15 protein-coding genes are annotated in these 17,438 nt (G+C 50.9%); 5 read left to right on the forward strand and 10 right to left on the reverse strand.

From position 1 onward, the window contains the following. Positions 1–39 precede the first annotated feature (39 nt). The 4 genes from IE117_RS00100 to IE117_RS00115 all read right to left on the reverse strand — a co-directional run bounded on the left by IE117_RS00100 (position 40) and on the right by IE117_RS00115 (position 5,227). Positions 40–972 (reverse strand): MBL fold metallo-hydrolase, encoded by a 933-nt coding sequence (locus tag IE117_RS00100; RefSeq protein WP_189562199.1) that lies wholly within the window; start codon positions 970–972, stop codon positions 40–42. A 1-nt stretch (position 973) separates the two neighbouring features. Further along, entirely contained in the window at positions 974–2,617 is a 1,644-nt protein-coding gene (locus IE117_RS00105) for an arylsulfatase (protein ID WP_189562201.1), read from the reverse strand. A gap of 109 nt (positions 2,618–2,726) precedes the next feature. After that, positions 2,727–3,851, reverse strand: a complete 1,125-nt coding sequence (gene araD1 / locus IE117_RS00110; RefSeq protein WP_229580064.1) for an AraD1 family protein — start codon at positions 3,849–3,851, stop codon at positions 2,727–2,729. Further along, positions 3,803–5,227: a sulfatase gene (locus IE117_RS00115; protein WP_189562204.1), complete on the reverse strand. Its 1,425-nt coding sequence runs from the start codon at positions 5,225–5,227 to the stop codon at positions 3,803–3,805. The genes araD1 and IE117_RS00115 overlap by 49 nt, the downstream gene beginning before the upstream one ends. Positions 5,228–5,573: 346 nt before the next feature. Here IE117_RS00115 and IE117_RS00120 point away from each other — a divergent pair, with 346 nt between their 5' ends. Further along, on the forward strand, positions 5,574–6,326 hold the full coding sequence (locus IE117_RS00120; RefSeq protein WP_189562206.1) for a CPBP family glutamic-type intramembrane protease: 753 nt from the start codon (positions 5,574–5,576) through the stop codon (positions 6,324–6,326). Here the strand turns inward: IE117_RS00120 and IE117_RS00125 are convergent. Beyond that, positions 6,323–6,847, reverse strand: a complete 525-nt coding sequence (locus IE117_RS00125; protein ID WP_189562208.1) for an NADPH-dependent FMN reductase — start codon at positions 6,845–6,847, stop codon at positions 6,323–6,325. The genes IE117_RS00120 and IE117_RS00125 overlap by 4 nt on opposite strands. Positions 6,848–7,049: 202 nt before the next feature. Between IE117_RS00125 and IE117_RS00130 the strand changes: the two genes are divergently transcribed. Continuing rightward, on the forward strand, positions 7,050–8,279 hold the full coding sequence (locus IE117_RS00130; RefSeq protein WP_189562209.1) for a sulfite oxidase: 1,230 nt from the start codon (positions 7,050–7,052) through the stop codon (positions 8,277–8,279). 159 nt (positions 8,280–8,438) lie between these two features. After that, positions 8,439–9,005, forward strand: a complete 567-nt coding sequence (locus tag IE117_RS00135; RefSeq protein WP_189562210.1) for a thioredoxin family protein — start codon at positions 8,439–8,441, stop codon at positions 9,003–9,005. Between the two features lie 92 nt (positions 9,006–9,097). Here IE117_RS00135 and prfA read toward each other — a convergent pair whose 3' ends face one another. Beyond that, positions 9,098–10,171: a peptide chain release factor 1 gene (gene prfA, locus IE117_RS00140; protein ID WP_189562212.1), complete on the reverse strand. Its 1,074-nt coding sequence runs from the start codon at positions 10,169–10,171 to the stop codon at positions 9,098–9,100. A 121-nt stretch (positions 10,172–10,292) separates the two neighbouring features. Here prfA and IE117_RS00145 point away from each other — a divergent pair, with 121 nt between their 5' ends. Further along, positions 10,293–10,880, forward strand: coding sequence for a hypothetical protein (locus IE117_RS00145; RefSeq protein ID WP_229580067.1), 588 nt, complete (start codon positions 10,293–10,295; stop codon positions 10,878–10,880). A gap of 118 nt (positions 10,881–10,998) precedes the next feature. Here IE117_RS00145 and IE117_RS00150 read toward each other — a convergent pair whose 3' ends face one another. The 3 genes from IE117_RS00150 to IE117_RS00160 form a co-directional block, all read right to left on the reverse strand. Next, positions 10,999–12,396: an MBL fold metallo-hydrolase gene (locus tag IE117_RS00150; RefSeq protein WP_189562214.1), complete on the reverse strand. Its 1,398-nt coding sequence runs from the start codon at positions 12,394–12,396 to the stop codon at positions 10,999–11,001. A 124-nt stretch (positions 12,397–12,520) separates the two neighbouring features. Continuing rightward, on the reverse strand, positions 12,521–14,089 hold the full coding sequence (locus IE117_RS00155; protein WP_189562216.1) for an FG-GAP repeat domain-containing protein: 1,569 nt from the start codon (positions 14,087–14,089) through the stop codon (positions 12,521–12,523). A 44-nt stretch (positions 14,090–14,133) separates the two neighbouring features. After that, positions 14,134–15,468 (reverse strand): APC family permease, encoded by a 1,335-nt coding sequence (locus tag IE117_RS00160; RefSeq protein WP_189562218.1) that lies wholly within the window; start codon positions 15,466–15,468, stop codon positions 14,134–14,136. 547 nt (positions 15,469–16,015) lie between these two features. Here IE117_RS00160 and IE117_RS00165 point away from each other — a divergent pair. After that, a complete protein-coding gene (locus IE117_RS00165; protein WP_189562220.1) occupies positions 16,016–16,501 on the forward strand; it encodes a hypothetical protein in 486 nt (161 codons plus the stop codon). Between the two features lie 171 nt (positions 16,502–16,672). Here IE117_RS00165 and IE117_RS00170 read toward each other — a convergent pair whose 3' ends face one another. Further along, positions 16,673–17,383, reverse strand: a complete 711-nt coding sequence (locus IE117_RS00170; RefSeq protein WP_189562222.1) for a DUF8692 domain-containing protein — start codon at positions 17,381–17,383, stop codon at positions 16,673–16,675. Positions 17,384–17,438 lie beyond the last annotated feature (55 nt).

Below are 17,438 nucleotides of genomic sequence, written 5' to 3' on the forward strand. Positions count from 1 at the left end.
GTTATTCATTTACTGGTGCTGAATTTTTCATTTCTAATTTTAAAAATCAATTTTCTGGCCTTCTTCGGCGATGCGGAAGCCACGTTCCCGGACTTCAAGATTCTCCGCCGAGCCGGGACGCAGGACGGGGTTGGTATGGTTGAAGTGGATGAAATGGACTTTTTTCTTCTCTGCCAAGGGCAGGGTGCTCAACAGCTCCATTGTTTCGGAAATGTACGGATGAGGTACCTCGCTCATGGGCCGGGCTATTTCGCCGTCCTGATAGAAAGTACCGTCAATCAACAGAAAATCATTTGCCTCCACAACTTCTACCAGGTTTTGCTCCCACTTCTGCCACTTGTCAATATCGGGGATAAAGATCAGCGATTTGCTGCCAATCATAATCTTATAACCGACCGTTTCTGAAAATTCGTCGCGGTGCGGCACCCGAAAAGGCATCACCCGGATGCGCTCATTCAGCTCTATTTCTTTTTTATCTGAAAGGGTACGAATTTCGATATTCTGCAAACTGACCAACTGGCTCCAGGGACCGTTGTTTCCCAGAAAATCTTTCATGCGGGGCATGGCGTACACGTGTACTTTACCCGCGCCCATCACTTCCCGTCCCAGCTGCATCAGGCCCGTATAATGTCCGATGTGAGCGTGGGTAAGGAATATTCCTGTGAGCGAGGCTTTACCATCATCAGCTTGTGCGAGCCGGTGCGTCTGCCCGGCAAAATCGGGCGTAGCGTCGAATAGCCAGCTTTCCTGGCTCTCCGGATCGACAATCGCGATACAGGAAACAGAGCCGTGCAGATTCTTATCCGGCCAAACCGCGCGACAGCATTCTTTCTGGCAGCCTGCTTGAGGGTACCCACCATCTTGAGCGACGCCCAGGACCATAATGAAAGGTTTCTGGCTGAAGGCTGCCGAAGCAATTAAGGCCAGCAACGAAATCAGGTACTTGTTTGCCGAAGCTAGTGAATGGATCATGCTAGTCGAGTTTCTTCGGAAAAACCTGATGGGTGTCCGCCCATTCCTGCCACTTCTGGTTCATCTCCTTGACCAGGTCGGGACGCAGGGCAGCGATGTCGCGTCGTTCGGTACGGTCGTTTTTCAGGTCGAACAGCTGCCAGGCGGCATCGCCCATTTTCCTTACCATCTTGAAATTGCCCTTCCGCACGGCGCAGTAAGTCTGATGTTCCCAGAAGAGCCATTCGCGCTCGATCGGCGCGTCTTTTTCGATGGTGTTCATCAGGCTCAGTCCCTGCATGGGTTGAATTTTCTGGCCATTGTGAAAAGTGGTGGGGTAAGTCGCCCCGCTTGCTTCCACAATCGTTGGCATGAAGTCGATCAAATGACCGATTTCGTTGGTGAGTTTGCCCCGGCGGTTTTTAGGCAACCCGGGTGAATGAACGATCATGGGCGTGGCGATGCCGCCTTCGTAAGGCTTGACCTTATACTCGAAAAAAGGAGTGTTGGAGGCGTTGGCCCACCCGATGCCGTACGAAACTGCACCACTGAAATCGGGATCGTTGATGCGGCCGAAAGATGCTGACCCCAATTCGTCGTAGCTTTCGGCGCAGGCACCGTTGTCAGCCAGAAAGATAATCATCGTGTTATCCATCAGCTTGTTACTTTCCAGGTAGTCAAGTACCTTGCCCACGTTGTAGTCCACGGCATAAACCTGTGCTGCGTACACCGCCATGCGGTAAGCCACCGTGTCCTTTTCCGACTGGCTCAATTTCTCCCAGGGCCGCACCCGGCTGTCGCGCTCCGAGAAGCCCCAATCCGGGTCGATCAGTCCCATCTTGATTTGCCGATCCAGCCTCTGCTGCCGGATTTTTTCCCAACCGATTTTATAGGTGTCCTTGAATCTGGCGATGTCCTCTTCCTTAGCGTGTAACGGCCAGTGAGGGGCATTGTAGGCCAAGTACCAAAAGAAGGGCGCATCGGATTTCTGCTCCTGTAAAAACTTGATTCCCTCGTCGGTGAAAGCATCGGTAGTGTAGTAGCCCGGATCAGTGGGGGGGGCGAGTTTTTGGTTGTCGCGCCACACGCTTCGCCCGCCCTGGGGCCTGAGGTAGCTGGCGGCACCGGCCGGAATGCCGTAGTAGCGGTCGAAGCCGCGCTGGAGGGGTAGTTTCTCCTCGCCATGCATACCTGCGTGCCACTTGCCGGTCATGTAGGTATGGTAGCCGTTGCTTTTCAGGACTTCGGCCAGCGTCACGGATTGGCGGTTGAGGAAGCCCTGGTAGCCGGGCGTACCCCAGTGGAAGGCTTCGGGCCGCTCAGGGTCTTCGGCCATTTGGCCAATGCCCGCCTGGTGCGGGTACAGACCCGTGAGCAGGCTAGCCCGGGTGGGACAGCAGCGTCCGGTGTTGTAAAACTGCTTGAAGCGCAGCCCGCCCTTGGCCAGGCGGTCAATATTAGGTGTCGGAATTTCGCCACCGTAACAGCCGATGTCGCTCCAGCCCATATCATCCACCATGATAAGCACGACGTTGGGTGGTACGGCATTCCGGCGGGCCGCGCTCGGTTTCTGCGCTGTGGGCTTAGGTTGGGTCGTTGGCGCCAGCTCCTTTTGGGTAACGGAAGAAAGTAGCAGGGAAAGGGCAACGATGCAAAGTCTGAACATTGAGATAGAGGATAGGTCGGGGCTGGTTTGTGTCAAAAAGCCCCATCCTCGCGCTTTTTACTATGAATAAAGCTTTGCCCGCAGCAGTCAGGATTGAATGGCTTCCTGGCTAAAGCAAGGTGATCGCGATCATTTTTTCTTCACTTGTATTTATTTTCAGCCTATTCCGTAACGCACGGCCCATACCTTCCCACTGCACGATCATTTCGTCACCATCGGTCAGACGGATATTTTCACCAAAACTGAATGCATCGGCTCCCAGGAAATGCACATGAAGATCCAGCGGAAGGCGGTGGTTGGCGTATTTGAAATGATGGTATTCCAGGTTTTCCAAACTGTGGGCCATATGGTCTTCGCCCGTTTTGATGGCCTTCTCCCAAACCGTCTGTCCGCCGCGCCGGATAGAAACGTGGCCGCTCACGTCGGCAATGGCATCGGTTAGTACCAGTTCGGGGCCGAGGGCGCAGTTTCTGATTTTGGAAGGCGCGAGGTAGAGGTAATTCTTTTTCTCCATCACGTGATCGGAGAATTCATTGGCCGTGGCAAAACCGATTCGGTGCGGGTTCCCGTCTTTATCGTTGATATATACGGCCGCCAGCTCGGGTTCCTCACCGCCATCGTCGCCGTAGTTGGGAATCGTCAAAACTGAATCATGGGCCAGTAGAACACTTCCATTGCCCTTATAAAACCACTCGGGCTGCGTGCCGATTTCTCCCGGTTCGGGCTTTCCGCCTTCCACACCCCACTGGTACATTTTCATGCTGTCGGTCAGGTGGTTGGCGGCTTGGGCGTCGTGCATTTTCTGCCGATTTTCCGCACTTGCTTTATGGGTCAGACCTGTTCCCGACACCATACAAAAGCGCGGATCGACCGGATGATCCACGGCGGGCAAGAATCGCCAACCTACTTTCCCATCATACACGTCATCGTAGAGAATGCGGTCCACCGACAGGTTTTCACTGATCAGTTCCCGCAGCGGCCTGGCTTGTTCGAGGGCAGCCATCGCAAACTCATATATACTGTCGTATTGCCCGATAACTACCAGATCGGGTTCATCGACCACGGCAATGCACCGCTGCTGATGTCGAGGGTTAATTAGCTGGACGATTCGCATTTTTATTCCTTTTTGGTACAAAAGACATTTACCCAGCGAAACTACGGCGTCCGCCGCGAGATTTCGGTATTCTAATACCCCGCCTTTTTCTCTGTGCCGCCGCCCAGCGACTTGACCCATGTCTTCGGAATTTCCTTGGCAAGACGGATCTTAACGCTTTTTGTCTTTGTCTCGGCTGCTAGGTTGTTCCACTCGTGCGGATCGGTTTGGTGGTCGTAGAGCTCCTCCGTGCTGTCGGGGTAGCGGATGTAGCGGAAGCGGCCATCGGTCACGGAAGAGTAGTTTTCGCCGTAAGTCATTACGCTAGGCGACCATTTTACCGAAGGATTTCTGAAAATCGGCGTCAAACTTTTACCGTCCAGTGCGTGCTTCGGCGGGTTCAGGCCGCACAATTCCACGAGCGTCGGGTACAGGTCGATCAGGTTGGTAGTTTGTGGGCACTCGTACGCCTGCCCATTCGGCAAGCGGATGAGCAGTGGCGCATAAGCCGACAGCTGCCAGAGAGTACCTTTCTGCCAGCGCTCCTTTTCGCCCATGTGGTAGCCATTGTCGGAGGCCACGATGAGGATGGTATTTTTGGCAAAATCGCTTTTATCCAGCGCCTCGATGACTCGCCCCACCGACCAGTCGGCGAAGGCCGTCGTGGCCAGGTAGCCGTGCATCATGCGCCGGAAAACCTGGTGGGCATCTTCCAGACTTTCGCGGCCGCCGAAGCGCCAGAGCGAGTCCACCAGTTCGCGGCCCTGCATGGGTACATCGTCCAGGTCTCCGGCCCGGTACCCGGCCGTCGGCACGATGTCTTTTTCGTTGAACAGATCGAAGAACCGCTTTGGTGCGGTGTAGGGCGTGTGCGGTCGCCAGTAACCCAGGTAGCAGAAAAAGGGTTTGTCGTGCGGTTTTTGCAAAAATTCGATGGTCGCCTCGGCGTTCTTTACATCGGGAAAATCGGAGTCAGGTCCGTCCCAGGCTTTGACGGACTCGAAATTGCCCGGCCCCACCCAGTCTTCCTTTTCGGCGAAAGGTCCAAAGCCGCCCTTGTAAATGGGCCGGTTATCGAACATTGCCTCTTCGCGCTCTTTTCCAATGTCGGCGTGGAAAATCTTGCCCCGGCCGAAGGTCTCGTAACCATTTCGTTTGAAGCATTCGGGCATGGTTTCCGTTTTGGCCAACACCGAATTTTCCTGCCAGGGGTTGGTCCCATTGTAATAGGCGCCTGTACGATGGGGGTACATTCCACTGAAAAAAGCCGCGCGGGAAGGCACGCAAACGGGTGAGGCGCAGATATTCTGGATGAAGTTGTACGACTGGCCTTTCAGCTTGTCGAGGTAGGGCGTCTTAGCCAGCGGGTAATGCTTCATCAAACCCCAGCCGTTCATGTCATCGACGGTGATGAAGAGGACGTTAGGAGGGGTAGCAGATGGGAGCTTTCCACCATTCGATTGGCCCATCAGATATCCATACCCCAAAAACAGAAAGAGGCAAGCGTATTTTTTCATGGCAGGAAGAATAATTTTCCAATGATCGGTTCTTCCTGACTAAAAACCCGTTTTGATTGTATTTTACTTTGGTATGATCGTGTTAGCTGGGGAAACGTAAGTGGGAGTAGGAGAATTTGAACTATTATTAAACTGAGGTTGAGCTATTCCCGCGTTCTCAACCGGGGCGCGTAGTTGCGAATACGCGTAAAAGCTAACCTTCTGACCGTCCTCCCCTTTCCAAAGAAAAGCCAAAGGTTGCCAATCCCCTGCGCCCGATTATCTTTACCGAAAAACTACCTCTACCATCGAATCGCCCCATAATCTGGAATCACCGGCCCTGGAAAGTACGGATATTTCGCCCGGAATGAAGACCTGGCAGTTGTGGGTGATCCTGCTGGCCAACGGTTTGTTTGCCTTGTTGGCCAATCTGCTGTTTTATTTCAAAGTAATCGAACCCATGCGGTTTTCGGCTAATAAATGGCCGTTGATTGGGCTCGGGCTGATGGTATACAGCGTGCAGGCAATGCTCATTTACTTTCTGGTAAAAAAATACGCTGATCTGCACTGGCTGCTTATTCCTTTTAAGGCCAAAGATTGGTTGTGGGGACTGGCGATCGGCGTGCTGGTGTGGTTGGGAGCCAATATTTTCCTGGCTCTGCGGCTTCCGGGGGACATTCAGCGGCTCATTTCGACCCGTGGCTTCGAGCGTTTCCTGCCCATTTTCCTGCTGAATTCGTTGCCGGGCGCGCTTATCGAGGAGTACTTGTTTCGCTACCTACCCGTGCGATTGGCAGAGAGCCGACGTCTAACGCGGGAGCGGACACTACTACTGTTTCTGGCGGTACTGGTGTTCTTTACAGCCACGCACATTCCGGCCTACCTATGGCAGTACAACAATCCGCTGTGGTCGCTTTGGAGTCCTTTCACGATGGGCGCGGCTTATTTTTTTGTGTATTACGCCACGCGCAACCTGGCTTTCGTCACATTGTTCCATGCCTTTTATAACAATTCCTGGATGCTGGTCGGACGATCGGAAATCAGAGATTATTCGCTTGTTATCGTGGCCAGTATCATCTGGTTTTTCTGGCGAACCAGTCGCCGAAACCGCCTTCTTTAAAAGCGCAGCAACAGCTTCGCCTGATCGTCGATGAGTTGAGCGATGAAGGCGTCCTTGATTTCGCCTTCTATAAAGTTCTTCTGCATAAAGGGAATCCGCACTTTCTGCGCCAGCACGTTCATGCCGAGGTAGTTTAGCACATCGGTAAGGTGGCTTAGTCCCAAGGCATTGCCCTGTACGCCATCCGAGATGCCGACAAGGGCACATTTTCTATTGGTCAACACGCTCGGGTAGCTCATCCCGTCGATGAAGGCTTTAAGCACGCCGGGAAAGGAATTGTTGTACTCCGGCACGATGAAGACAAATTTATCCGAATCCGCCATGACATCGTGCAGCGCGTTGAAGCTATCGTTCTGGCCAGTATTGTTGTAAAGAGCCGAGAAGACAAAATCATCGGGCAGGTCAGCCAGGTCCAGGATTTGGCTGGTGGTGTGGTGCCTCAGGAGTAAATTCCGGTAAAAATGAGCGACCTCGATGGTCTTGGAAAGCGGGCGATTGGTGCCGGCGACGATGGTAATCATTTATTCAGTGGACAATGGATAATGGACAATGCTACGTTTATCCATTGGTGATTTTAATGAGCGTTTTTCAACCTTCTAGTTAAAAGCAAAAGTCCGGGCAATTAGTTTAGTTGGGAATGGGATGGGTAGTTTTTGGGGTTTGTAAAAACCGTTGGTACCTTGCTCAATTGAAAGAAACTACTCGCATTTGCGTTTTTTTACCATGAAAAAATCATTTCACGACCGCCGGGGCTTTTTGAAAAAAAGCGCGCTGGCTTCGCTGACTGCCGCATTGGGAACGGAAGTGGCCTTTGCCGATAAAATACCCAGGAACTACACGCCGCTCGCGCTGGAAGGCAGTGAATTGCCCGCCGGAAAAGACAAGAATCTTACGGTACTCAGCGACCGACCCTGGAACGTAGAGACGCCCGCTCACCTATTGGACGATGCCGTGACGCCCGCCGACAAAATGTTTATTCGGAACAACGGCAACCCTCCCGCCGATGTCGACCTGAAAACCTGGACGCTCACCATCGACGGCGAGTCGGCGAAGGAGAAGAAAACCTTCACGATGCAGGATTTGAAAACAAAATTCAAGGCCCACACTTACCAACTGACGCTGGAATGCGGCGGTAATGGTCGCAATGGCTACAATCCACCTGCTTCGGGCAACCAGTGGAGCGAGGGCGCGGTAAGCTGCGCCGAGTGGACGGGCGTGCGGCTGCGCGACGTACTGGAAAGCGTGGGCATCAAGTCCGACGCGGTTTATATCGGCTATTACGGCAACGATACGCACCTCAGTGGCGATCCCAAAAAAGACCCGATTTCGCGCGGCGTACCGATGCACAAGGCCTTGGAAGATGAAACGCTACTGGCCTGGGCGCTGAACGGACAAGATATTCCCATCATGCACGGCCCGCCGCTGCGGCTGGTCATCGGTGGCTGGCCTGCTTCCACGTCGGGCAAGTGGCTCAACCGGATTTCGATCAGAAATATCGTGCACGATGGCGAGAAAATGGGCGGCGACAGCTACCGAGTGCCGGCTTATCCCGTGGAGCCGGGGGCCAAAGTACCGGACGAGGATATGAAAATCATCGAATCCATGCCGGTGAAGTCGCTGATTACCTACCCGCGCTCGGGCGCGATTCTGGAAACGGGCCAAACGCTCGATCTGCGCGGCCACGCCTGGGCGGGCGACCTGGCGGTGAAGGAAATGATGGTGTCACTGGATTATGGAAGTACCTGGCAGAAATGCGATTTGAAAGCGCCCAAAAACCGTTTGGCGTGGCAGCACTGGACGGCGAAGGTAAAATTTCCCGGCCCCGGCTACTACGAAGTTTGGGCCAAGGCTACCGACAGCCAAGGCAAGTCGCAGCCGATGGTGATTCCCGCCTGGAACCCAAAGGGGTACATCAACAACGCCTGTCATCGTATAGCGGTGAAGGTGGTGTAGTAAAGGAGAAAGGGAGGAAAGGAAAAACGGAAAAACGGAATTCCCACCTTCGGCACGTTTTTTGGTGCTTTTCCGTTAGAATAGCGCTGCGTCTTCAATTTTAGCAGCAGATATGCCCCTCACAACCAAGCATTCATCATTCACAACTCATCATTCAAAATGATACGTCTTCTCGTCGGTGCCGTACTGGCCATAACTTTGATTTTTCTCTTTACCGCGCTACGTTCCGAAACCTATGTGCCGCGCGAGAAACCCGCTAAAATCGAGTGGCTGACGGTGGAACAGGCTTTTGCACTCAACCAGCAGGAGCCGCGCAAAATTCTGATCGACGTGTACACCGACTGGTGCGGCTGGTGTAAAGTGATGGATCGTGAAACCTACACCGACCCCAAGGTGGTGGAGTACATTAACAAACATTACTACCCCGTGAAATTCAACGCCGAGCAGCGCGAAGAAGTCACGTTGGGCGGTCAGAAATTCAAATTTGTCCAGCAAGGCAACAGCGGCGTTCACGAATTTGCGGCCAGTCTTCTACAGAACAAACTGAGCTACCCCAGCACGGTGTTTCTGGACGAGCAACTACACATGATTCAGCCGTTGCCCGGCTACCTGAAAGCCAAAGAATTCCACGAAATTATAACCTTCTTCGGCGGCGACTTCTACAAAAATGTTGCCTTTGAAAAATACAAGCAGGAAACTTACCCACAGGAGTTTGGGAAGAAATAGTTCGCCGTTTTTGCGAAGTCTTTCTTATAGTTTGACACCTGTGCAGTCTGCTTTTGCAATCCGAAAGCGTTGAACTAAGAACGCAGAACTACCTATACCGTTTCCCCTTCCTGCATTCTTTCAGCGTTTTCGGCGATACGCAGCTGCTCGATGAATTCGCCGATTTCGCCTTCCATGACCGTCGGCAAATTATAAACCGTGTAGCCAATGCGGTGATCCGTCACCCGGCTTTGAGGGTAGTTATAAGTACGGATCTTATCGGAGCGGTCGCCGCTGCCGACCATCGACAGGCGCTGCGAGCTGATGGCGTCGTTGTGCTTTTTCAGCTCGATCTCATAAAGCCGCGAACGAAGTACTTCGAGAGCGCGAGCCTTGTTTTTGAGCTGTGAACGCTCGTCCTGGCAACTCACCACCAGACCCGACGGCATGTGCGTAAGCCGCACCGCAGAGTAAGTCGTGTTCACCGACTGCCCGCCCGCACCGGAAGAGTTGAAGGTATCCACGCGCACGTCGTTCATATTGATTTCCACATCGACTTCTTCCGCCTCGGGAAGTACGGCCACCGTTGCGGCAGAAGTATGCACTCGTCCCTGCGACTCGGTCGCCGGAACGCGCTGCACGCGATGGACGCCTGACTCAAATTTGAGCTTGCCGTACACGTCTTCTCCCTCCACTTTGCTCACAATTTCCTTGTAGCCACCGTTGGTACCCTCGGTAAAGTCGAGGATGGAAAGCCGCCAACCCATTTTTTCACAAAATCGCTGGTACATCCTGAACAGGTCACCCGCAAAAATGGCCGCTTCGTCACCACCCGTTCCCGCCCGAACTTCCAGAATGCTGTTACGGCTGTCGTTGGGATCTTTGGGGATAAGCATTTCTTTCAACGCCGCCTCCATGGCCTCTTGTTGGGGTTGGAGTTCGTTGAGTTCCTCCTTGGCCATTTCGCGCATCTCCGGATCTTTTTCGGTATTGACGAGTTCCCTGGCTCCGGCAATATCTTTCAGGATTTTCTGGTAGGCGTCATACTGTTTAACTACCTTCTCCAGATCACTGTATTCCTTACTCAGTTTGGTATAACGCTGCATATCGTTAACCACTTCGGGTTGGATGATCTGCTGGCCCACCTCGTGAAAGCGTTCTTTGATGGCTTCTAATTTATCTTGCATGTTGTTATCAATTACATTCCTTCGTTTGGGGGCGCAAAGATACGTAATTTCGTGGCTGGAATATTTTGTGAACCAGCGGGTCGGCGCCAAATTGGGGTCGTTAGTATTGAAAAATAAATATATGAAAGTTAAAAATAGGAATCTATCGCAACCGTCTGTCCTGCTGCTTCTCCTAGTGCTTGCCGCCGGAGGATGCAATACCGATAATCGGATCGATCAGACCAAGGCCTTGAAAGAAGAGATAGCGGGTTCAAAGATCAGGCGCGTCACCGACGCCCAACTCGTGGCAGCGGCGGACGAATGGGGCAAGGAAATGGCCGTTATTATCCAAAAAGGACTGGAAAAAGAATTGGCGCAGCACCCCGATGAGGCGCTGAAGTACTGCGCCAATCTGGGGCACGTGCCGCTCATTGCCACCATCGAGAAACAGTACGTGGTCAACATTCAACTTCTTGGTATCCTGGCTCCTGAAAACCCCACATTGGCTCCCAAAGAGCGCGAACTGCTGGGTGCCTATGTTTACAATGCCGAAAAAGACCTGCCGCAGTTCGACAATGTGCAAAAACTCAACGATACCCTGCTGGTGTACAACGCCCCCGTTCCCAAGAGTAGTCCTATTTGCAAGGAATGCTTTCCTGATCAAAAACTACCCTTCGCCGTTTGGCGGGTAATTTTTGACAAGAAGGAGGTGATCAAGAAGCTGCAATAGCTTTTAAAGTAGCAAAGCCACAGAGCGACAAAGTTGATGGGTAGAATCGCATAAGGTTTTGAGTCGGGTGGAGCAGATGAGCCTAACGTCTTTTTTCTCGTATCAACAACTCAACAACCTACACTACTACCCGCTCGTGCATTTCCGGGATGTGTATGTGGCTGAAGCCTTCGCGCTGAAGTTTTAGCTTGAAAGCAGCCTGGGTGTCGTATTCGCCGTGGACGAGAAATAGCTGGCTTACCCGTGATGCATCCTGACAGGACAGGAAGTCGATCATCTCGTTGTAGTCGCCATGGGCAGAGAAAGATTCCAGCGACTGGATATTCGCTTTCACTTCGAAATCCTGCCCGAAAATCCTGACATTTTTCTCGCCGTTTTTCAGTTGCCCCGCCAGCGTATGGGGCGCGGCATAGCCTACGAATAGAATTGTAGTCGTGGGTTTCTCGATATTGTTTTTGATGTGGTGCTTCACGCGCCCGGCTTCGGCCATGCCCGACGCCGAAATGATGATACAAGGCTCGTCACGGTCGTTGATGGCCTTGGAGTCGGCCACGTCCGAGACGTAGTGCAGGTAGGGAAACGCGAAGGCGTCGCCGTCGCGCTCGATGTATTCCAGAATTTCGGGATTGAAATAGGCCTCGTTGCTCTTCATGATCCGGGTCGCTTTGATCGCCAGCGGGCTGTCGATGTACACCGGAATGCGCGGCAACTGGCCCGCGCTCGACAAGCGGTCGAGGGCATAGATAAGCTCCTGCGTCCGGTCGATGGCAAAGGCCGGGATAATCAACTTGCCCCGATCTTCGACGCAACATTTGTGCACGATGCGCTGCAAGTGAGCCTGCAGGTCGGGTTGCGCCTCGTGCAGGCGGTCACCGTAGGTAGACTCGCAGATGATGAAATCGGCCTGAGGGAACGCATCCCAATGCCGCAGGATTTTGTCCTCGGGCCGCCCGATGTCTCCCGTAAAAGTCAGCTTCTTGAAAGTACCGCCGTCTTTGATGTTCATATTGACCGCCGCGCTGCCGATGATGTGGGCGGCATCGGTAAAGAAGACATCCACCTCGTCCTTGCCGAGCTGAAAGTTCTGGCCGTAACGAACGGGTTTCAGCAAATCCAATGCGCGTTCGGCGTCTTTCGAATCATACAGCATTTCCAGTTGCTCGCGGCCCTGCTTGCGGCGACGCTTGTTGATGCGGTCTACGTCTTTTTCCTGAATATAGGCGCTGTCCATGAGCATGATCTGGCACAAATCTGCCGTGGCGCCCGTGCAGTAAATCGGTCCATTGAAGCCCTGTTTTACCAAACGGGGAATCAGCCCGCTGTGGTCGATGTGAGCGTGAGAAAGAACGAGGTAGTCGATTTCGGCGGGGTCGAAGCCGAAGTTCTGGTTCAGTTCGTCGGTCTGGATGCCTTGAAAAAGTCCGCAATCCAGTAATATTTTGGTACCCAGGTCGGTAGTGATAAGGTGCTTGCTGCCCGTAACGATTCGGGCCGCGCCGTGGAATTGTAGTTGCATTTCGCGTTGGGATAGTATGTTGTATGAATAAGGTGTGTTTTTCTAATAATTACTTGGTAATCATAAAAACCTGCGGAATTGAATCAGCCGAGGAGAGGTGATAAATACAGGCTCAATACTAAGCCTAACGAATGGTATTTTCCAGCACAATGACCGAAGGCCCGGTAGACAGCCACTTTTTGCCTAGGCCGGTGGTATCGCCTTGCGGTAATAAATACACAAAAGAACCCAATACCAGATCGGTATCTCCGTCCCCATCCATATCCTCGGCATCCATTACCACCCATCTTCCCTTCGAGGCTTCGGGAAATGAGTAATCGTCAAATTTCAAATTTCCTTTATTTCTCAAATAGATAAAGCTTTCCTCGGGATAGCGAAGGTAGTCCGGGAAAAAAGAAATGGCGGCAATATCCAGCTTCCCATCCAGATCAAAATCCCGTACCATAGCTTTATAAGCGCCGTTTAACCGGTAGAAGTAAGATTGCTCAAAATTGGATTTTCCGTCATTGAGGAAAATGTAAATACCGTGGTAATTTTTCAAAATTGGCGTTTTGTCGGCATTGTCGCCGCAGACATAAACTATATCATCGAAGCCGTCTTTGTTGAAATCGGCCAACTCAATATATTGAGAGCCATTAAGTGGCAGGAAGGAGAGTAATTTCTTTTCCCGAAAAGTACCCCCTCCCTGATTTTCGTACAGAAAAATGCCTTCATCGCCCTGCGCCATCAGTACATAGATATCTGGCAATCCGTCGTTGTTGGCGTCCTTAATAATGGCCTTGATCGCACCGGGTTTTTCGCGCAAAATTCTTTTGTCGTAGCCTCCTCTTCCGTTGTTTTTGTACCAGGCCAACTGTCCGGTTTCATTGCCAAACTCACAGGCTACCACGTCGTCATGCCCGTCATTGTTCATATCTCCGTGAGTCATAGAAACGGGTCGTCGCAGATTCGAAATAGCAACGGCCCCCATTTTAAAGCTTGATCCGTTTTTTACCAATCGCTGCATAGTACCATTGGATGCATCCGTCGGGAAAACGCCGTTCCCGATTGTCGTCAGGTACTGTTCATTTGCTTTCTCGTAAAACTGGATGGGCGTTGAATTCAACGGAATGCTGTAATTCTCCCGAAGCGCCGGAGTTAGAAAGGTCAAAACATTGCGCCCTCCCTTTCCATCGCTGTAAACGATCCCTCGCTTGTCAGGCAGAATTTTGACCATGGTGGTCAGAGCAGGTCGATGAGAAAAGGAGGTTTCCCGGTACTTGAAGTGTTTTAACCCTATTCGAATGGGCTTCTCGCGCCGTGGAGGTGGGATGATTTCGGGCGCATTGTCGAAATAAAACTTCTCTATTTTTTGCCAGTCCTCTTTGGCCACAACCGGCGTTTCAGGATAAATGCCGGCAGCGCGCACTACCGCGCCGCCTTTGGCGGCATCAAACAAACTATCGGGTCTGAATCCGCCACTGTATATTCCCATCCGGTGACCCATAGCCGGGAGCACATCCCGCCAACTACTTTTCGGCAGTAGTTCGGGGCTTACGTAGGCATGACATTGGCCACAATGCGCCACCGACAGCTCCCGACCGGAGAGCCCCGAAGCGGGTAGGTCCTTAAATTCTACTTTGTCATTCTGCTTTTTTGCCGTACATGAAATAAACAGGGATAGTAAGACAAAGAATGGGAGTAGTCGTCTCATGCAGGCCTTTCTCAGGTTTGATTTGTTTGTTTTGAAATAAAAAATCAGCGGTTCAGTCGCTTTACGCCCAAGTACAGCGGGTAACTTATGGCCAGAAACAGCAGCGCAAACTGCGAACTGGGCAAATCCTGCACCACGGCCCCCACCAGAAAAGCGACGGACAAGATCAGCATCACGATGGGCAAGACCGGGTAAGCAGGTACTTTCCAGGGACGGGGCAAATCCGGCTCCTTACGCCGCAGGGCCAGCAGCGAGGCGAAGCCCGACGTGTAGCCCAACACGAAGAAAAATGTGGCGATGTCCGAGAGCTTTTCGCAGGCTTCTTTTCCGATCAAAATCAACGTAATGGCTAGCCCTGCCGTGATCAGCATGGCGAAGGAAGGCGTACCGCCCGCGTTGACGCGCGTTCCGGCCCGCACGAAAAGTCCGTCGCGGCTCATAGAGTAAAGTACCCTCGGATTAAACATAAGCTGCGCGTTGACAATGCCCAAAATTGAAATCATCAGGAATAGCGTCACGAATTTGCCCGAGCGCTCGCCGAAGATGAGCCGTACGGCGTCGGCGGCGGCCAGTTTTGAACCCGCCAGTTCATCCATTGGCAGAATATACAGGATGGCCAGATTGCAGAGCAGGTAGATGACGATGATCAGACTGACGCCGCCGATCATGGAACGCGGAAGGTTGCGGGTCGGATCGCGGTCTTCCTCGGCGAAGTAGGCGGCGGTGTGCCAGCCGTCGTAGGTATAGAAAATGGCTTGTAACGAAAATATCATCGGCCCCAGCCAACTACCCGTTTCGGCAATACGACTGGTAGTGGCCATCGTCTGTTCCGCCGTAACTTCCTGTCCGTAGATATAGCAGAAAGCCACAAAAGCGAATAGACCGACGGCTTTGACAAAGCTCATTACGTTCTGAAACTGGCTTGCCAGCGCCAGCCCAATCCAGTGTAAGGCGGCCAGTGTCGCCAGCATTGCCACGGCCAGGTAAGGCTCATAGCCAAGAAGTTGTGGTAGTAGCAAAGCCAGGTACTCGCTCATGGTATAGACCCCAAAACCCAGCGCCGCGCAGGTACCGAACCAGCTGTTCAGCCCCACCACAAAGCCCGCATAGTCGCCAAAGGCGCGCTGCGCATACACGTACCAGGCCCCCGCACGAGGTACCGAAGTACCCAACTCGATGGTGCACAAAGTACCCAGTAAAGCGTACAAGCTCACTGCCGCCCATAAGCCCATGATAAGCCATGGATCGCCGAGCTGTTCGGCGATGGGGCCGGGCTTGCGCAGGATACCCGTACCAATGGTGCCACCGATAGTGACAGCGATGCCGAAGCCAACGCCCAGGATTTTGAGTAGTTCGTGGCGGGGAGCGGTTTTTTGCATAGAGGGAGGAGAGAGGCTTTTTTCGAAAGTAAGGATAACTTTGGAAAATGGAGGGAGTTGGGCGGATTTTTTGTGGTGTTCTCTTGTTTTACTTCATTTTCGCGGATCGCGATTACGTTGCAAATGAGGAGATGCAGCACTCGTCATAGAATGAGGTTAGCTGGGTAATCGCTAAAATTGAGCAGTTATTTAGAATATGCAGATGGGATTATCAAATATCTCAACCTCACCACCACTCCCGAAGGGCAATCCGCTAACTCCGATTAGAAATCTGGCGTTGCATTTCCTTACATTAGTAACGTGGATATCTGCAAATGAAAAACAGATGCTCAGATACCCAATTATTTAAAACTACTCAGAAAATGAAGACAGTCAGGAAATTTAACTCCTTTGAAGAATTGAAAGCCAGCGAAAAGGGAGCTGAGAATTACGAATTGAGTTTAATGAAACATGAAAAGTTTCAAGAAGTACTGAAACAGATCTATTCAATTTCAGTGCAACAGAAGAAAAATAATGAATCCAAGTGAGTTTTATGGGAGACAGTCTTATGGAGAAATTATTGGGTGTTTGCAAGCTGCTGGAAAAGTACCAAATTCATTATTTGATAATCGGAGGTACTGCGGTAGCTCTCAATGGATATTTCAGAATATCTTCAAATGCTGCCGGAAAACTAGCCGATAAACTTGATATTAATATTTGGTATAACCCTACTTATACCAATTACTTCAACTTTTTAAAAGTTCTTGAAGAATTAGGGCAGGATATTTCTAAATTCAGAGATGAGCAAATCCCAAATCCCCGAAAATCGTTTTTCAAATTTGAATTTGATGATTTTACTTTCGATGCTTTACCTTCAATCAAAGCCGATATCAAATTCTTCGAAGCCTACCAAAGAAAAGGAACAGTAGATATAGAAGGAACTCCAATTCACTACATAAGCTATCTTGATCTGATTGAGGACAAAAAAGCAACCGCTCGCAAGAAGGATATGGATGATATAGAGCATTTGAAGAAAATTAGAGGCGAGGACTAAATATCTGTCAATTTCAAATGAAAAACCATAACCTCACTACTAGCCGGGAAGTAGATTCCGTTTTCAAAAACTATCCGAATTGCGTTCGGAAGAGGATAGAATCCTGAGTATGATGAGGTACTCACTACGAATCATTGCTTGTCTAAACCTTATAATCAATACGGAAAGCTTCTAACTGCGCAGTAATTGGCTTGAATAACAGAAATTCAAGTAATAGGCATATACTGTCATCAGGCTAACTACCAGCATCTCACCGCCGTCTTCAATTGATCCCAATACATAGTTCGTAATTCTTTTGGAAGCAACAACTACATGCAACATATCGACGACAATGCCGAAGAACGCAAGCATGCAAAGCAGGATAAAAAACACGATGGTTGCCCGTTGGAACAGAACCGGAGCAGTTCTATAAAATAGGAGAAGGAAAAGGCATAAAACACTAAAGACCGTGAAACTGACCAGCAGCTCGCCAAAATCCTGTATTCTCAAACCCAATAAAGGCGGTAAGCTCAATGTGTTGGCTAGATAGTACCCTACATTTTCGTGAATCTGGAAAGAATCATCAAATAGCAAATAGGCAAACAAAAATACCCAAATGAGGAAGGTTATTATTTTCGTTTTCAGAACAATGCGCAGAAGTAAAACAACTATAATGAATTCTTTAAAATACTGATACATCTCAGGATATCCATTTTCCGATCTCACATCATAAATCGGATCAGACAGTAAAGGCGTGATAATTAAAATGTGCAGTATAAACAGGAGCCCATCAATGCTAAATATTATTTTTGTAAATGTTGAAGATTTGATTTCCTCTATTTGTTCTTGCAAAACAAGTTGCTTTGCCCAATAGTCAATGAATTTGATCTTTTCTTTTATCATATATCGTAAGATTTGGTTCCTGCGACACTCTGCTCAAAAAGCCAGATGTGGGCAA

Source organism: Persicitalea jodogahamensis (assembly GCF_014651615.1).
Lineage (GTDB): Bacteria > Bacteroidota > Bacteroidia > Cytophagales > Spirosomataceae > Persicitalea > Persicitalea jodogahamensis.